This window comes from Aeromonas sp. 600948 (assembly GCF_049174875.1).
GTDB classification, from domain to species: domain Bacteria; phylum Pseudomonadota; class Gammaproteobacteria; order Enterobacterales; family Aeromonadaceae; genus Aeromonas; species Aeromonas veronii_A.
In genome coordinates this window covers 56,813-74,143 of the sequence record NZ_JAAKTY010000008.1, presented here as the reverse complement: position 1 = coordinate 74,143, position 17,331 = coordinate 56,813, and the positions used below count along the sequence as shown (strand labels likewise).

The window sequence follows — 17,331 nt, the reverse complement described above, 5'->3', positions numbered from 1 at the left end:
AGCGCGATCTCGCAGGGGACAAGTGCATGCCAACCTTTGGCCCTAGTTGTCACGCCATACCAAAATGGCTGCGATCTCTGCTTCCTTCTCCCACTCTTTGCCATAGATAAGGGGAGAAAGGTCGGTGAGGAGGGAGAGCAAACCATCGACAAGCAGCAGAGCGTTAAATCAAGCAGGAGCGCGTAGGGTCGATTAGCGAAGCGTAATCGTCCGCAGTGCAATCTCGGTGGCGATGGATATAGAGAAGAGATCAGCTGGAGCACCGGTAGAATTACGGTAACCTGTTTTCGCGATCTACGGCTCTTCGGTTGCTTCATCTAGCTAGACTAGTTACTCCACCTTGAATAGAATAATAAAATTCAAACTTCAGGATTCCTAGCGTGACACATACAACGAAAATAAAATTAATTAAATCGCTATCACTTGCTTTTATTTTCTTGTGGGTGAATGCAATGATTACTGCCCCATTGATAATGACTGATTTTTCTTGGCTTGAAATACAGAAAGTCTGGGATCGCTGGCAGACATTCAACTCAGGTATGATTGCTCTTTTGGCTGCCGTACTTGCAATATACGCAGCTCAATATTCTGAAAATGCGAAGAGATACAGAGAACTAATCGCCGCAAAATCTCTCCTGCCATTAGCCTTGTCAGAGCTACACACCTACTGTACCGAATTAGCTACATACCTAAAAAATGAATTTATTTTTCTTAGTGAAAAACACCAGATAGATACATCAACAACCAAAGAAAACCATGAACCCCCCATTCCACCAAAAGAATGGGTTTTTGAAGTATTTAAAAACTGCATGATTCATGAGCATGAAACTGAAGCAAAATTCATGGCATCAATACTATCTGACATGCAAATAACACGCGCAAGAATTGAGAGCATGAAAGATAAAAACAACCTAATTACAGAATGTACATTTTCAAGCCATGCTAACGACATATGTCTATTACATGCTAAATTAGGTAGAATGTACGATTACTCGAGGAAGCACTCTTTATTATCGACAACAGAAATAACTGATGAGGAAAAAAATAATAGTATCTGTGTATTAGATATTGAATGCCTTCCAAAATATAAATAAACACATATATTTATAAATGAAGGGCGCTTTCGCACCCTTCTATATTAATTACCCTTCCTGATTTTCCCCGGCTACCGGTTCGGTTCCGGCAGCGGGTTCAATCTCGATACGATCGACCCGCTGCAAACCGCGGGGCAGCTTGGCGCCGCGGCGGCCGCGCTCGCCGCGGTAGTAGTCGAGATCAGAGGGTTTGAGGGTGAGCTTGCGCTTGCCGGCAAACAGGGTAACCGACTGGCCCTGCGGGATGACGGCGGCCATCACCACAAACTCCTCCCGCGCCTTGACGCGCGCCGACGGAATGCTGATCAGCTTGTTACCCTTGCCCTTGCCGAGCACCGGCAGGGTGTTCATCGGGAACAGCAGCATGCGCCCCTCGTTGGAGATGGCCATGCAGAGATCGGTCTCTGGCGAGCCAATCTTCTGGGGTGCCATCACCAGACCCCCTTCCGGCACGGTGAGCAGCGCCTTGCCGTTCTTGTTCTTGCCGATAAGATCGTCATAGGTGCAGACAAAACCGTAACCGGCGTCGCTCGCGATCAGATACGGCTCGCCTTCGTTGCCCATCACCAGATGACGCACCTCTTCCCCTGCCCCCAGCGCAAAGCGGCCGGTAAGCGGCTCGCCCTGACTGCGGGCGGAGGGCAAGGTGTGCGCCTCCAGCGAGTAGGTGCGGCCAAAGCTCGACAGGAACACCGCCTGCTGGTTGCTGCGGCCAAAGGCGTGGGTGAGGTAGTTGTCCCCCGCCTTGTAGGAGAGCCCCTCGACATCCACGTCGTGGCCCTTGGCGGCGCGCACCCACCCCTTGTCGGAGAGGATGACGGTGACCGGCTCGCTCGGCACCAGCTCTTTCTCGGTCAGCGCGACGGCGGTGGCCCGCTCCACCAGCGGGGTGCGGCGATCGTCGCCGTACTTCTCGGCATCGGCCAGCAGCTCTTTCTTGAGCAGGGTGTTGAGGCGACGCTCGGAGCCCAGGATCAGCTCCAGCTTGTCGCGCTCTTCGGCCAGTTCGTTCTGTTCGGCACGCAGCTTGAACTCTTCGAGCTTGGCCAGATGGCGCAGTTTCAGCTCGAGGATCGCTTCGGCCTGGGTCTCGGTAATGTTGAAGCGCTCCACCATCACCTTGCCCGGCTCATCCTCGGTACGGATGATCTCGATCACCTCGTCGATGTTGAGGTAGGCGATCAGCAAGCCTTCGAGGATGTGCAGGCGAGCCAGCACCTTGTCGAGGCGGAATTGCAGGCGGCGACGCACCGTCTCGCGGCGGAACTGGATCCACTCGCTGAGGATGGTCTTGAGGCACTTCACCTGCGGCCGGTTGTCGAGGCCGAGGATGTTGAGGTTGACCCGGTAGTTCTTCTCCAGATCCGTGGTGGCGAACAGGTGGGCCATCAGCCCCTCCACATCCACCCGGTTGGAGCGCGGCACGATCACCAGACGGGTCGGGTTCTCGTGGTCCGATTCATCGCGCAGATCGGTGACCATCGGCAGCTTTTTCGCCACCATCTGGGCGGCGATCTGCTCCATGATCTTGGCGCCGGAGGCCTGATGGGGCAGCGCCGTGATGACGATGTCGCCATCCTCCTCGCTCCAGACCGCCCGCTGCTTGATGGAGCCCTTGCCGGTCTCGTAGATTTTGCGGATATCGTCGCGCGGGGTGATGATCTCGGCGTTGGTCGGGTAGTCCGGCCCCTGAATGTGCTGCATCAACACATCGAGCCCCGCATTGGGGTTGTCGAGCAGCTCGGCACAGGCGTAGGCCACTTCCCGCGCGTTGTGGGGCGGGATATCGGTCGCCATCCCCACCGCGATACCGGTCACCCCGTTGAGCAGGATGTGCGGCAGACGGGCAGGCAGCACCACCGGCTCCTTCATGGTGCCGTCGAAGTTCGGCGTCCACTCCACCGTGCCTTGCCCCAGCTCGGAGAGCAGCAGCTCGGAGAAGCGCGACAGCCGCGCCTCGGTATAACGCATGGCGGCGAAGGATTTGGGATCGTCCGGCGCACCCCAGTTGCCCTGACCGTCCACCAGCGGGTAGCGGTAGGAGAAGGGCTGGGCCATCAGCACCATGGCTTCATAACAGGCGCTGTCACCGTGGGGGTGGTACTTACCCAGCACGTCACCCACGGTACGGGCAGACTTCTTGTGCTTGGAGAGCGCCGACAGCCCCAGCTCGCTCATGGCGTAGATGATGCGCCGCTGCACCGGTTTGAGGCCGTCGCCGATATGCGGCAAGGCCCGATCCATGATGACGTACATGGAGTAGTTCAAGTAAGCCTGTTCGGTAAAGGTGCGCATTGGCTGGCGCTCTACCCCGTCCAGACTGAGCTCGATAGCATCACTCATGTGATTTTCTCTTTCGGTTCGGGAGCCGCCACAGGGCGACTCCGGCTAAATGCTTGCCAGCCCCGAGAGGGCTGGCCGACGGCTTAGATGATGGCGAGGTTGCCCTTCTCTTCGAGCCATTCGCGACGATCGCTCGCCCGCTTCTTGGCCAGCAGCATGTCCATCAGCTGCAGGGTCTCGTCAGCCGCATCCCCTTCACTCTCCCCTGCCGGATCCATGGTGAGCTGCACCAGACGGCGGGTGTTGGGATCCATGGTGGTTTCCCGCAGCTGTTTCGGGTTCATTTCGCCCAAGCCCTTGAATCGGGTCACCATCACCTTGCCTTTCTTCTTCTCGGCTTCGACCCGCTGCAGCACCCCGTTCTTCTCGTCCTCATCGAGGGCGTAGTAGACCTCTTTACCGATATCGATCCGGTAGAGGGGCGGCATGGCCACATAGACATGGCCCTTCTCCACCAGCGCACGGAAGTGTTTTACGAACAGGGCGCAGAGCAGAGTAGCGATGTGCAGACCGTCCGAGTCCGCATCCGCGAGGATGCACACCTTGCCGTAGCGCAGGCCACTGAGGTCGTTGGAGTCGGGGTCAAGACCGATGGCGACCGAGATGTCGTGCACTTCTTGCGAGGCGAGCACCTGACCGGCCTCCACCTCCCAGGTGTTCAGGATCTTGCCGCGCAGCGGCATGATGGCCTGAAACTCGCGATCCCGCGCCTGCTTGGCACTGCCGCCCGCGGAGTCCCCCTCCACCAGGAACAGCTCCCCCTGCATGGGGTCGGCACAGCCGCAGTCGGTCAGCTTGCCGGGCAGCGCCGGGCCTTGAGTAATCTTCTTGCGCACCACCGTCTTGGCGGCACGCATCCGGCGCTGGGCGCTGGAGATGCAGATCTCGGCGATCTGCTCCGCCAGCTCGGTGTTGCTGTTCAGATAGAGGCTGAAGGCATCCTTCACCACGCCGGAGACGAACGCCGAGCTCTGGCGGGAGGAGAGGCGCTCCTTGGTCTGACCGGCAAACTGCGGATCCTGCATCTTGATGGAGAGGATGTAGGCGCAGCGATCCCAGATATCTTCCGGGGTCAGCTTGACCCCGCGCGGCAGCAGGTTGCGGAACTCGCAGAACTCGCGCATGGCGTCGAGCAGCCCCTGACGCAGACCGTTGACGTGAGTACCACCCTGCGCGGTGGGAATGAGGTTCACATAGGATTCGGCGAGACATTCGCCCCCTTCCGGCAACCAGCAGAGCGCCCAGTCCACCGCCGATTGTTCTGAGCTGAACGAACCGATAAAGGGCTGCTCCGGCAGGCAGGTGAACTGCTTGACCGCGTCGACCAGATAATCCTTGAGGCCATCTTCGTAGCACCACTCCAGCTTGATGCCGGTGTTCTTGTCGAGGAACTTGATGGTGAGGCCGGGGCAGAGCACGGCCTTGGCTTTGAGCAGGTGCTCCAGCTTGGTGACCGAGAACTTGGGCGAATCGAAGTAGCTCGCCTGCGGCCAGAAGCGCACCCGGGTGCCGGTGTTGCGACGACCGCAGGTGCCGGTGATGGTCAGCTCCTGCACCTTCTCGCCGCGCTCGAAGGCGATGTCATAGACCTGACCGTCGCGGCGCACCGTCACCTCGACCCGATCGGAAAGGGCGTTTACGACCGAAATACCCACCCCGTGCAGACCGCCGGAGAACTGGTAGTTCTTGTTGGAGAATTTGCCGCCCGCGTGCAGCTTGCAGAGGATAAGCTCCACCCCGCTGACCCCCTCTTCCGGGTGGATATCGACCGGCATGCCGCGGCCGTCGTCGATCACTTCGAGGGACTGGTCTTCATGCAGGATCACCTCCAGATTGCGGGCGTGACCTGCCAGCGCTTCATCGACGCTGTTGTCGATGACCTCCTGGCCGAGGTGGTTGGGCCGGGTGGTGTCGGTATACATGCCGGGGCGGCGACGCACCGGCTCAAGGCCATTGAGGACCTCAATGGCATCCGCATTGTATTGAGTAGACATGGAGGGCCTTGCGAATTGACGTTTGGAGGGAATCTTAACTGCTAGGCGGGGGTAGAACAAACTCCCCGCACCGAAAGCTTGATCTGAAGGGTCAAGCTTGACTCAACGGCTGACTCTCGGGTCGCCCCGTATCTTCTTATTCGCGATCCGCAGGATGGTTGATCCCGTCGCGCAGCGGTACCTCACCCAACTCAAACGGATTGACCCCCTCGAGACAGGCGAGGTTGTAGCCATACTGGGCAGGGTTGGAGCGGCGCTGATGATGGGTATAGATACCGCAGATAGCGCAGAAGTAGTGTTTCGCGGTGCGGGTGTTGAACTGGTAGCAGCGCAGCACCTCCTCCCCCTGCAAAATTCGGATGCCCGACAGCGGCACCGAGGCGACAATGGCCCCCCGCCGCCGACAGAGCGAACAGTCGCAGCGGCGCGGATCCACCACCCCATCCGGCAGGGTGAGCTCCAGCACCACGGCCCCGCAGTGACAACTGGCCTTGTGCTGCTCTTGAATGAGGGTATTACCGATACGCTTTATCATCCAGCCTCCTTGCTGGTATCAGATTGCCACTATGCCCGACACTGACTGGAGATAGTCAGCCGCCGTAACCTGGCTACAGCCCGAGGAAACGGATGATCTGGGCGGGGTAGCGCTCGAACGCCACAAAGGCGTGGTTTCCGCCGCACTCCAGCGAGAGGCGGGCAAAGCGGTATTCATCCAGCGCCTTGCGATAGTCGAGCACCTCATCCCCCTGCTGTTGCAGGATCCAGAGTCGCTCCGGCGCCGTCACCGGTACCGCCAGTGCCCGCAGCTCATCCATATGTTCAGGCAGCAGTACATACTGCTCACCCGTATAGGGATTGGTCTGGGGGCCGAGGTAGTCACAGAGCAGCTCGTGCGGGCGCACCGCCGGATTGATCAGCGCAGCGCGGCAGCCGTACCGCTCGCTCACCCGAGTCGCCATAAAGCCGCCGAGGGAACTACCCACGGCGCCGAGCTTGAATTCACTACCATAACGACCCTGCAGATCGGCAATGGTCTGCTCGATAGCCGCCCAGGCCGCCGCTGGCGTATTGGGCTGGGCTGGAATGATCACCTCAATGTCGGGCCGATTGGCGGCCACCCAGACAGCCATCTGCTGCGCCTTGGCGGAGCCCGGTGAGGAGTTGAAACCGTGCAGATAAAGGAGAACCGACTTCATGGAATGCGCTCCTCAATAACCGGTGGCGTCGGGGTCGGGCACGAACTGCCCCACCGGCAGGCGCCACACCTCGCTGGCTACCCGCCCATCCGGATAGAGGGTGAGATAGCGCCAGCCCGGGCCGGATTCATCCAGCGCGAAGCCGTCAGATAGCGGTTTGAACTGAATGCAGGTAGAGGGGCTGGCAATCAGCCGCACCCCGCGGTGCACCTCGTCAAACTCCTGATGGACGTGGCCAAACAGGATGGTCTTCTGCTGCGGATGACGGGCCAGTACGGCGAACAGGTCATCGGCATTCTTGAGATTGTGTTGATCCAGCCAGGCACAGCCCACCGGCACTGCCTGATGGTGCAGGGTGATAAGAGCGTGGCGATCAGGATATTGACGCAGGGCACGGTCGAGGGCGGCCAGCTGGTGATCGCCAATCATGCCGTGGGGTTTGCCGCGCACCTGGGTGTCGAGCAGGATCACCTGCCAGTGGTCGCCCACCAGCTGCTTGGATTCGCTGATCCCGGCGGCATGGAGATATTCGGTCATCAGCGGGCTGTCATCGTGATTGCCGGGCAGCCAGTAGATGGGGCGGCCCAGGGGCGCCATCATGGAGGCGAAACGCTGATAGGATTCCGGGCTGTGATCCTGCGACAGATCGCCGGTCGCCAGAATCACCTCGTAGGGGTGTTCATTGGCCTGCACCTGTTCCAGCACGGCGGCCAGACTCTCTGCGGTGCGCACAGCCAACAGCCGCCCTTCGGCACTCGCGAAGAGGTGGGTGTCGGTAATTTGCAACAGGCGCACACTGCCGTCCTGCGCCTGGGGGAGCTCTGTTTCCAAAATCACGCTTCTTTTTATTTGTTCAACTGGAGATATTGATCGGGCTGGTACCATGTCTGAGACAAAATTTTAGCCATTCGGCCAGAAACAGATTTACCTGCTCCTTTTCGTCCCGCTGGTGCATCTTTTTATTGGGATAATCATAACGTGGTTGCAAACGAGAAATCTGTTGCGCTGCACACACTTCCGCCATCCGCACATCATGATACAAACGAATCTCTATCTGAGCTTGTAAATATTCGGGCAATTCGGGGTTGTGCTGGCTCAGGATCACCTGATTGGTGAAGCGACTCTCGCCAATGATGGTGAGCTGGAACTGCAGATCGTTGCCGACCCGATAGCGGCGCTCGGCGCCGACTTCCCCATCAGGCGGCAGCAGTTTCATCAATGCCATGTAGTTGACCTCGCAGGTACGCTGCAAGGACATCAGATCAGGCACATAGCGCCTGCTCTGTTGCAGGGTCAGCGCCACCTCAGCGATCCGCCAGCCAGCGGGCGCGCAGCTCGCCATGGTTGAGGGCTAACCACTGCAGGGCAATGACCGAGGCCGCATTGTCGATGCGCCCCTCTTTGAGCCAGGCATAGGCCTGTTCGCGGCTCACCACGTGCACCCGGATATCCTCACCTTCATCCGCCAGACCGTGCAGCCCCTCGGCCTTGCTGGCATCCACCTCGCCCACAAAGACCTCGATCCGCTCGGTGCTGCCGCCCGGGCTCACCAGATAGCTGATGGCATGCTCGCAGCGGGCCACCTCGATCCCGGCCTCTTCCACCGCTTCGCGGCGCACCACCGCCTCGGCGGTTTCCCCTTCGTCGATGATGCCGGCCACCAGCTCCAGCAACCAGGGGGTCGGGCTGGTCTCCATGGCGCCGATACGGAACTGCTCCACCAACACGATCTGGTCGCGCACCGGATCATAGGGCAGCAGCGCGGCAGCATGGCCCCGCTCGAACAGCTCGCGCACGATGGGCTGATTCCAGCCGCCAGCAAATAACCGATGCTGCAGACGATAGACATTCACCTTGAAGAAGCCGTTATATCCAGCTGATTTTTCAATGATTTTCACATCATCGGCGGCGTAATGCCGATCTTGCGGCAAGGGTTGCTGCGACATCCGGGGCTCCCGTCAGCTTGACTTGTATCAGTTTGACCATAAAATCCGAGGAACATGAATGAACGTTCATTCACTCGGCGTGCCATGGTAATGAGGGGTGGATTTTAGCAGCCACAGACCATTTGGCTAGGCGCGCGGGGAGAAAACTGCGTCCGGTTCTTGACGTTCCCGTCACCGGACCTGAGACTCTTAGCATTAAATTTTGCTTATAGTAGAGTGATTAAGCTGCAATCAAGCTTGGTCGGTGACAATATTTGCCTCTCCAGCAACCAGTTTGGGTTACTACATAAGGTTAAAACGATCTATGAAAAGAACACTTTTGTCAGTCATGGTGTTGCTGGGCGTCAGTGCCGGTGCCCATGCCGAAAACCTGCTCGACATCTACCAGCAAGCCCAGATCAAAGACCCGCAGTTGCTGCAGTCCAAAGCCGTTCGCGACCAGGCCTTCGAGAAGATCAACGAATCCCGTGCCCCTCTGCTGCCCCAGATCGATCTGGGTGCCGGGCTCAATTATCTGCAAAACAAGAACGATACCCAGAGCAATACCAACGCCAAGGGCGAGGTGACGCTGTCGCAATCCCTCTATCGTCGCAGTAACTGGGTCAATCTGGATATCAGCGAGAAGCAGGCCACCCAGTCAGATGTCGCCTACAACCTCGAGATCCAGAACCTGATGGTGCGCACCGCCAAAGCCTACTTTGATGTGCTCAAGGCGATGGATACCCTGGAGTTCGTCCGTGCCAACAAGGTTGCGGTAGAGCGTCAGCTGGAGCAAACCCAGCAGCGTTTCGAAGTGGGCCTGACCGCCATCACCGACGTCCATGAAGCAGAAGCCTCCCGTGACCAGGCGCTGGCCGACGAGATCAATGCAGAAAACTCGCTGGACAACAGCTACGAGACCCTGCGCGAGCTGACCGGTGTTGATCACCGCAATCTGGACGTGCTGAACACCGATCGTTTCAGCCCGCAAAAGACCGCCTTCGGCTCCGACAAGTGGCTGGAGCTGGCGCTGGACAAAAACCTGCAACTGCACAGTGCCCGCATCAGCAAGGACATTGCCAAGGAGCAGATCGATCTGGCCAAAACCGGCCATGAGCCGACGCTGGATCTGGGTGCCGGACTGCAAACCAGCAATACCGATTACAAGCTGGATAGTATTCAGAGCGGCGGCAATGACAATCAGGCCAATATCGGTCTGACCTTCAAGCTGCCCATCTACAGCGGTGGCGCCACCAGCTCCAAGGTGAAACAGGCTCAATACAACTACGTGGCGGCCAGCGAACTGCTGGAGAAGAACTTCCGCTCGGTGCAGAGCACAGTGCGCTCCTCCTACAACAACGTGAACGCCAGCATCGGCTCGGTGCGCGCCTACAGCCAGTCTGTGGTCTCCGCCGACAGCGCCCTGAAGGCGACCGAAGCCGGCTACGAAGTGGGTACCCGTACCATCGTCGACGTGCTGGACTCCACTCGCAAGCTGTATGAAGCCAAGCAGAAACTCTCCGAAGCCCGTTACAACTACATCCTCAATATCCTGAGCCTGAAACAGGCTGCCGGTATTCTGGAAGCGCAGGACCTGGTGGAAGTGAACCAGGGTCTGATGCCTGCCACGGCAAAAGCCAAAGGCTGATAGCCGTTATCGGACATGAAAAAGGCGACCGCAAGGTCGCCTTTTTGTTATCCGTATTTCTGCCGGTTTGCTACCGCCGATAGTGAGCCCCGCCAGATTGCGGGGCTAGCAGAACGTTAGCCGCGCTCGCGGATCGTCTTGATGATGTCGGTGGTGGAGCAGCCATCCTCGAAGTTGAGGACGCGGACCTCACCGCCGTTGGCAGTCACTTCGGCGTAACCGGCGATATCTTCCGGCTTGTAGTCGCCGCCCTTGACCAGCAGATCCGGCAGGATCTCGGCGATCAGGCGCTGCGGGGTATCCTCGGAGAAGGGCACAACCCAGTCCACCGCGCCCAGCGCAGCCAGTACGGCCATACGGCGCTCGGTCGGGTTGACCGGACGACCCGGCCCTTTCAGACGGCGAACCGACTCGTCGGTGTTGACCGCCACGATCAGGCGATCCCCCAGCTTGCCGGCGTTGGCCAGATAGGAGACATGGCCGGCATGCAGGATGTCGAAGCAACCGTTGGTCATCACTACCTTCTCGCCGCGCAGACGGGCGGCACGAACCGCCACTTTCAGCTGGGCTTCGGACATGACGCCGAAGCCGGTCTCCTGCTCGGTGTAGAGGGCATTGGCCAACTCGACCGGGCTGACGGTAGAGGTACCCAGCTTGCCGACCACGATACCGGCTGCGGTATTGGCCAGCGCACAGGCTTCGTCCAGGCTCTTGCCTGCCGCCAGCGAGGTAGCCAGAGTGGAGATGACGGTATCACCGGCACCGGTCACATCATAAACCTCGTGAGCCTGAGCCGGCAGATGCAGCTCCGGCTGACCTTCGCGGATCAGGGTCATGCCGTTCTCGGAACGGGTGACCAGCAGAGCATCCAGCTCGAAGCGTTTGACCAGATCCAGCCCCTTGGCGACCAGCTCCTCTTCGCTCTTCACCTTGCCCACCACGGCTTCGAATTCGGACATGTTGGGGGTCAGCAGGGTGGCGCCGCGGTACTTCTCGAAGTCGGTACCCTTGGGGTCGACCAGCACCGGAATACCGGCGGCTCGGGCGCGCTGGATCATGCCGGGCACGTCGTTGAGAGCACCCTTGCCGTAGTCGGAGAGGATCATCACGTCGCTATTCGGCAGCGCCTGCTCGACCTTGCTCATCAGCAGGGTGGCATCGACGGAGTGGAAGGGCTCTTCAAAGTCCAGACGCAGCAGCTGCTGGTTGCGGGACAGCACCCGCAGCTTGGTGATAGTCGGGAAGTCGGCCAGACGAACGAAATCACAGGCCACCTTGACGCCAGCCATCTGGCCAGCCAAGGCATCGGCTGCCTCGTCCTGACCGGTCAGGCCAAGCAGCACAGCGTGAGCGCCAAGTGCGGCGGAGTTGAGGGCCACGTTGGCCGCGCCACCCGGGCGCTCCTCAATGTGTTCAACCTTGACCACGGGCACCGGCGCCTCGGGGGAGATCCGGCCGGTGGGGCCATGCCAGTAACGGTCCAACATGACATCGCCAACGACCAGAACGCGGGCTTTTTCAAACTCGGGCAGGGTGATCTTCATCTGTATCGACTCTCAAAACCTGAAAAATCAGTCGCCGATTTTATCACACTCTTTTATTTGAGGGAGAAAAAGCAAACCTGCGGTTTCCATTTAAAGGAAACCGATAGTTAGGATTCCCGTAACACCAGTGAACCACAATCAGCCCCTCTGACCAGCACATAGCCATTCGCCCCCGCCCCCCCTTTTCGGCTAGAATCCCCCGATTGTGTTTGCGAATAAGAGATTAGCCATGGCCCACGACAACGCTCCCCGCCTCGAGCCCCGCCTGTTTCATCCCCGTTACTGGGCCAGCTGGTTCGGCCTCGGCCTGCTCTGGCTGCTGACCCTGCTGCCGTGGCGCAGCCAGATGTGGCTGGGCCGTCAGCTCGGTCGCCTCGCCGCCAGGATATTGAAGTCCCGGGTGAAGATTGCCCGTCGCAATCTGGAGCTGGCGATGCCCGAGCTGACCCGGGATGAGCGGGAGAAACTGCTCAAGGCAAACTTCGAGAGCGTGGGCTGTGCCGTGTTCGAGGTGGGGATCGCCTGGTTCTGGCCAGACTGGCGGATGCGCAACCTGATGAAAGTGGAAGGGGAAGAGCACGTCATCGCCGCCATGGAAAAAGGTCAGGGCATGCTGCTGCTCTCCTGCCACTTCCTGACGCTGGAACTCAACGCCCGCTGTTTCGGGCTGGTGCGCCCAGGGGTCGGGGTCTATCGCCCCAACACCAACCCGGTGCTGGAGTATGCCCAGTACCACGGTCGCTGCGCCTCCAACAAATATCTGGTGGACCGTATGGACGTGAAGGGGATGATCAAGGCGCTGCGCAACGGCGACGCCCTCTGGTACGCGCCGGATCACGACTACGGCAGCCACGCCAGCGTGTTCGTGCCCTACTTCGCGGTAGAGCAGGCCGCCACCATCACCGGCACCGCCACCTTGGCGCGGGTGAAGAACACCGTCACCCTGCCCTGCTACAACATCCGCACCAGCGAGGGTTACACCCTGCATATCGGGGCGCCGCTCGCCGACTACCCCAGCGGGGATGACATGGTTGATGCCGCCCGCGCCAACCGCGAGATTGAAGCCGCCGTGCGCAAGGCGCCGGAGCAGTACATGTGGCTCCATCGCCGCTTCAAGACCCGCCCCTCCCCCGAGGATGCCGGTTTCTACTAAACCGCAGCCCCGACAGGGGATAGCTCGTAAAAACCGACAAACCGCCTGCTGGCGGTTTGTTTTTATCTGCTGTCTGGCCTGCGCGGCAAGCAAGCGCCCCGAACATCTGCCGCTCGATAACATCCTGCATGTTGGCGCCCATTCCCACCAACCAGCAGCAAAAGAGACCTCATCGCCGACCGTAAAAACTGAAAGCGGGTTACAAATTTATTGATTCATTGGTAAGCAATGGAGTGTTTCGATAGATCCATCGTCACTACCCGCTGATGAGTGACTGAGTGATTTGTCCCATTCGAATACAAAAATTGAATTTGTGATACAAATCACATTTGCACGAATGAACGGCAAAGCTGAATTGGTGATCTTAATCACAAAAAATGGTCATTCAAAACAGAAAAGATCGAAATGTAGCCGAATTACAGCATGGGTATGTGATGCTGATCACTGGTTATGGAGGGGGTATGGCTGGGTATCTGAGAGCTGGATCACAAGACACCCCGTTTTCAGCCTAATTTGATATCAAGCTGGTAGATTGAAGTTGCTTAGACGACCGGGATGGAGGTTCGGCAAAACCGGCCATCCCGACTACCACTTTTAATCAAACAGGCTTAAAACGGGGTCCCGACATGTTATCACCGGATACCAAAGTCAAGATACAGAATTTTGGACGCTTCCTGTCCAATATGGTCATGCCCAACATAGGCGCCTTTATCGCCTGGGGCTTTATAACCGCCCTCTTCATCCCCACCGGCTGGCTGCCCAATGAAACCTTGGCCAAGCTGGTCGGCCCCATGATCACCTACCTGCTGCCGCTGCTGATTGGCTACACCGGCGGCAAACTGATGGGCGGTGAGCGCGGCGGCGTGGTCGGTGCCATCACCACCATGGGCGTCATCGTGGGGACAGACATCCCCATGTTCATGGGCGCCATGATGGTCGGCCCGCTCGGTGGCTGGGCCATCAAGCGCTTCGACAAAGTGATGGAAGGGCGCGTCAAGAGCGGCTTCGAGATGCTGGTCAACAACTTCTCCGCTGGCCTCATCGGCATGCTGCTGGCGATCCTCGCCTTCTTCGTGATCGGCCCCTTCGTCAAGGTGCTCTCCGGCGTGCTGGCCGGTGGCGTCGGCTTCCTGGTGGAAAACCACATGCTGCCGCTCACCTCCATCTTCGTCGAACCGGCCAAGATCCTGTTCCTCAACAACGCCATCAACCACGGTATCTTCTCACCACTGGGGATCCAGCAGGCGACCGAGCACGGCAGCTCCATCTTCTTCCTGATTGAAGCGAACCCGGGCCCGGGCATGGGCGTGCTGCTGGCCTACATGGTGTTCGGTCGCGGCGCCGCCAAGCAGTCTGCGGCTGGCGCCTCCATCATTCACTTCTTCGGCGGCATCCACGAGATCTACTTCCCGTATGTGCTGATGAACCCGCGCCTCATTCTGGCTGTGATCGCCGGCGGCATGACCGGGGTCTTTACCCTGACCCTGTTCAACGCCGGTCTGGTCTCCCCCGCATCGCCGGGCTCCATCTTCGCTGTGCTGTTGATGACGCCGAAAGCCTCCCTGATCGGGGTCGCGCTCTCCATCATCAGCGCCACTCTGGTCTCCTTCCTGGTCGCCGCCGTGTTCGTTCGCGCCCAGCAGCCGGAAGCTGACGAGGCCGATGCCCTCGGTGAAGCCACTCGCAAGATGAAAGCCATGAAGGGCGGCAAGTCCGAAACCGCAGCGGCCAAGAAGCCGGGCGGCGAACTGATGGCGGTGCGCAATATCGTGGTCGCCTGCGATGCGGGCATGGGTTCCAGCGCGATGGGAGCCGGCATGCTGCGCAAGCGGGTACAGGCCGCTGGCCTCGATATCAGCGTCACCAACCGCGCCATCGATCAGCTCGACGATCAGGTGGACTGGGTCATCACCCACAAGGATTTGACCGAGCGGGCCCGTCGCCATGCGCCGAACGCTCACCATATCTCGCTCACCAACTTCCTCGACAACGGCCTCTATCAGGAGCTGGTACAGAGCCTGAGCCGCGCCGCCAACGATGACGTCGCCAACCCGCAACTGCTGGTGGCCGCCAACGACGACAGCTACGAGCCGCAGGCAGCCGAAGTCTTTACCCTGAGCCGTCATGACGTGCATCTGGGACTGAAAGCGGACAACAAGGAGGCCGCCATCCTGACCGCTGGCCGACTGCTGGCCGAGCGCGGCTACGTGGCCCCCGACTACGTCAACGCCATGCTGGAGCGCGAACAACTGGTCTCCACCTACCTCGGCGAGTCCATCGCCGTGCCCCATGGCACCATCGCCGCCAAGGAGTTTGTGAAACGTACCGGCATCGTCATCTGCCAGTACCCGGCCGGGGTCGCCTTTGGCGAGGCTGCCGATGAGGTAGCACGGCTGGTGATCGGCATCGCCGCCCGCAACGACGAACACATGCAGGTGATAACCCGCCTGACCAATGCACTGGATGAACCCGGTCTCATCGACCGGCTGGCCAGCACCACGGATCCCCAGGCCTTCCTGGATCTGCTGGGTGCCGAACAGGCTGCGTAATCATCTTTCATCGTCTTTGGTTCAAGAGGTTAATATCATGAAAACATTGCATTTTGGTGCTGGTAACATCGGTCGCGGCTTTATCGGCAAAGTGCTGGCGGATGCCAGCCATCAGGTCACCTTCGCCGACGTCAACGACACCCTGATCGACCAGCTCAACCACCGTCAGGAGTACAAGGTCCATGTAGTAGGGGCGGATCAGAAGCTGGACGTGGTGCGCAACGTGGCGGCGGTCAGTTCCGCCGGTCACGAGGTGATCGCCCGTATCATCACTGCCGATCTGGTCACCACGGCAGTAGGCCCCAACATTCTGGACAAGATTGCCAGCACCCTGGCCAAGGGGCTGCAAGCTCGCTTCGATGCCGGCAACCTGACACCACTCAACGTCATCGCCTGCGAAAACATGGTGCGCGGCACCAGCCACCTCAAGCGGGAGGTACTCAAGTACCTGCCGGTCGCGTATCATGCCACGCTCGAATCCTGCATCGGCTTCGTCGACTCGGCGGTGGATCGCATCGTGCCGCCCGCCGCGGCTGCCAACGATGACCCGCTGGAAGTGACGGTAGAGAGCTTCAGCGAGTGGATCGTCGACCAGACCCAGTTCAAGGGGGAACTGCCACAGGTGGCGGGCATGGAGCCCACCGACAACCTGATGGCCTTCGTCGAGCGCAAGCTGTTCACCCTCAACACCGGCCACATCGTCACCGCCTATCTCGGCAAGCTGCGGGGCTATCGCACAGTGCGCGAGGCGATCGAAGATCCGGTGATCCGCAGCAAGGTGCGCCGCGCCATGGAGGAGAGCGGTGCCGTGCTGGTGAAACGCTACGGCTTCGACCCGCGTCTGCACGCCGCCTACATCGAGAAGATCCTGGCCCGCTTCGCCAACCCCTATCTGGTGGACGAGATTGACCGGGTCGGTCGTCAGCCACTGCGCAAGCTGGCGGCGGGGGATCGACTGGTGAAGCCGCTGCTGGGCACCCTGGAGTACGGCCTGCCGAGCGATCAGTTGCAGGAAGGGATCGCCGCGGCGCTCCACTATCGCAATGCCGATGACCCACAGGCAGTGGAGTTGCAAGCCCTGCTGGCGGAGCTTGGCCCGGCCAAAGCGCTGGCCCGCGTTACCGGACTGGATGAAGAGAGCGAGGTGGTTCGCGCCATCGTCGCCCGTTACGAAACCCTGTAATGACCCTGCTTGCGGCGCATTCAGCCACCACTGATAGCGCGCCAAGCGCTTGAATGGCAAGGGAATGTGCCCCATATGATAAAAACCGGGAGAGAGGCTGACTCTCTCCCTGTCAGCTGGACCCAATGCACCTATGACCACACACCAGGAAGATGAAGTACTGGAACGACTGAACGAGCAGGATGGCCCCCGCGGCTTCTTTCTCGAAGCCGTGACCATCCTGGAAGAGGCGGTCGACTCCCTGATGCGACGCGCGTTCCGTCAGGAGGAGTATGCCGTCAAATACGCCATCGAACCCCTGCTCAACCAGAGCGGCCCCCTCGGCCAGCTGGAGGTGCGCCTCAAGCTCATCTTCGCCCTCGGCCTCATCTCCCTTGAGCGCTATCAGGATATCGAAGCCTATATCAAGATCCGCGACTTTCTGGTGCGCGACCCCAAGGATTACCGCTTCAGCGACAAGCCGATCCGCGATCTGCTCGACCGCCTGCACGGGGTCAATCAGGGCGGCATGATGAAGCTGGAGCCCCCCGCCAGCGAAGAGGATTGGGCCTTCTACCAGATGCAGCTCAACCGGCTCGATCAGATGGTGCGCTCCGCACTGGTACTGGCGCTGGCCGATTGTGTCGGCGAGCTCCACAAGGAGAGCCCCATCTAATCCGGCCCCAAGGCCACCCCATCACCACGGTTGGCGTCTGGCTGGCG

The 17,331-nt window shown here is 59.6% G+C and carries 14 protein-coding genes; 6 read left to right on the top strand and 8 right to left on the bottom strand.

Translation table 11 applies throughout. The annotated features are described in order from the left end of the window. Positions 1 to 380: 380 nt before the first annotated feature. Entirely contained in the window at positions 381 to 1,094 is a 714-nt protein-coding gene (locus tag G5182_RS09025; RefSeq protein WP_337073636.1) for a hypothetical protein, read from the top strand. A gap of 48 nt (positions 1,095 to 1,142) precedes the next feature. On the opposite strand, the gene parC is transcribed toward G5182_RS09025, so the two are convergent. From parC to nudF, 7 genes are all read right to left on the bottom strand, one after another. Then, positions 1,143 to 3,437, bottom strand: a complete 2,295-nt coding sequence (parC, locus tag G5182_RS09020; RefSeq protein WP_201909745.1) for a DNA topoisomerase IV subunit A — start codon at positions 3,435 to 3,437, stop codon at positions 1,143 to 1,145. 83 nt (positions 3,438 to 3,520) lie between these two features. Further along, on the bottom strand, positions 3,521 to 5,431 hold the full coding sequence (gene parE, locus G5182_RS09015) for a DNA topoisomerase IV subunit B (RefSeq protein ID WP_139474464.1): 1,911 nt from the start codon (positions 5,429 to 5,431) through the stop codon (positions 3,521 to 3,523). 136 nt (positions 5,432 to 5,567) lie between these two features. Next, complete coding sequence (locus tag G5182_RS09010; RefSeq protein ID WP_227341444.1) at positions 5,568 to 5,966, bottom strand: GFA family protein; 399 nt, start codon at positions 5,964 to 5,966, stop codon at positions 5,568 to 5,570. 73 nt (positions 5,967 to 6,039) lie between these two features. Then, positions 6,040 to 6,627: a YqiA/YcfP family alpha/beta fold hydrolase gene (locus G5182_RS09005; RefSeq protein ID WP_227341445.1), complete on the bottom strand. Its 588-nt coding sequence runs from the start codon at positions 6,625 to 6,627 to the stop codon at positions 6,040 to 6,042. A gap of 12 nt (positions 6,628 to 6,639) precedes the next feature. Further along, positions 6,640 to 7,458, bottom strand: a complete 819-nt coding sequence (cpdA, locus tag G5182_RS09000) for a 3',5'-cyclic-AMP phosphodiesterase (protein WP_139433805.1) — start codon at positions 7,456 to 7,458, stop codon at positions 6,640 to 6,642. Between the two features lie 22 nt (positions 7,459 to 7,480). After that, the gene (locus G5182_RS08995; protein WP_196783449.1) at positions 7,481 to 7,969 is read right to left on the bottom strand and encodes a DUF1249 domain-containing protein; all 489 of its coding nucleotides are present in this window, start codon (positions 7,967 to 7,969) and stop codon (positions 7,481 to 7,483) included. Continuing rightward, on the bottom strand, positions 7,932 to 8,573 hold the full coding sequence (gene nudF, locus G5182_RS08990; RefSeq protein WP_005335901.1) for an ADP-ribose diphosphatase: 642 nt from the start codon (positions 8,571 to 8,573) through the stop codon (positions 7,932 to 7,934). Before nudF ends, G5182_RS08995 begins: the two co-directional genes overlap by 38 nt. A 304-nt stretch (positions 8,574 to 8,877) precedes the next feature. Between nudF and tolC the strand changes: the two genes are divergently transcribed. Continuing rightward, entirely contained in the window at positions 8,878 to 10,200 is a 1,323-nt protein-coding gene (gene tolC / locus G5182_RS08985; RefSeq protein ID WP_227341446.1) for an outer membrane channel protein TolC, read from the top strand. 116 nt (positions 10,201 to 10,316) lie between these two features. On the opposite strand, the gene hldE is transcribed toward tolC, so the two are convergent. Beyond that, the gene (gene hldE / locus G5182_RS08980; protein ID WP_043849643.1) at positions 10,317 to 11,744 is read right to left on the bottom strand and encodes a bifunctional D-glycero-beta-D-manno-heptose-7-phosphate kinase/D-glycero-beta-D-manno-heptose 1-phosphate adenylyltransferase HldE; all 1,428 of its coding nucleotides are present in this window, start codon (positions 11,742 to 11,744) and stop codon (positions 10,317 to 10,319) included. A 229-nt stretch (positions 11,745 to 11,973) separates the two neighbouring features. On the opposite strand from hldE, the gene lpxL reads away from it, so the two are divergent. The 4 genes from lpxL (at position 11,974) to G5182_RS08960 (ending at position 17,284) form a co-directional block, all read left to right on the top strand. Further along, positions 11,974 to 12,897 carry an LpxL/LpxP family Kdo(2)-lipid IV(A) lauroyl/palmitoleoyl acyltransferase gene (gene lpxL, locus G5182_RS08975; RefSeq protein WP_021231687.1) on the top strand — a complete coding sequence of 308 codons (924 nt, stop codon included), beginning with the start codon at positions 11,974 to 11,976 and terminating at the stop codon, positions 12,895 to 12,897. A gap of 626 nt (positions 12,898 to 13,523) precedes the next feature. Next, positions 13,524 to 15,446, top strand: a complete 1,923-nt coding sequence (locus G5182_RS08970) for a PTS mannitol transporter subunit IICBA (protein WP_421230962.1) — start codon at positions 13,524 to 13,526, stop codon at positions 15,444 to 15,446. A 37-nt stretch (positions 15,447 to 15,483) separates the two neighbouring features. Then, positions 15,484 to 16,629: a mannitol-1-phosphate 5-dehydrogenase gene (locus G5182_RS08965; protein ID WP_047436917.1), complete on the top strand. Its 1,146-nt coding sequence runs from the start codon at positions 15,484 to 15,486 to the stop codon at positions 16,627 to 16,629. 133 nt (positions 16,630 to 16,762) lie between these two features. After that, complete coding sequence (locus tag G5182_RS08960) at positions 16,763 to 17,284, top strand: MltR family transcriptional regulator (RefSeq protein ID WP_005335907.1); 522 nt, start codon at positions 16,763 to 16,765, stop codon at positions 17,282 to 17,284. Positions 17,285 to 17,331: the final 47 nt, after the last annotated feature.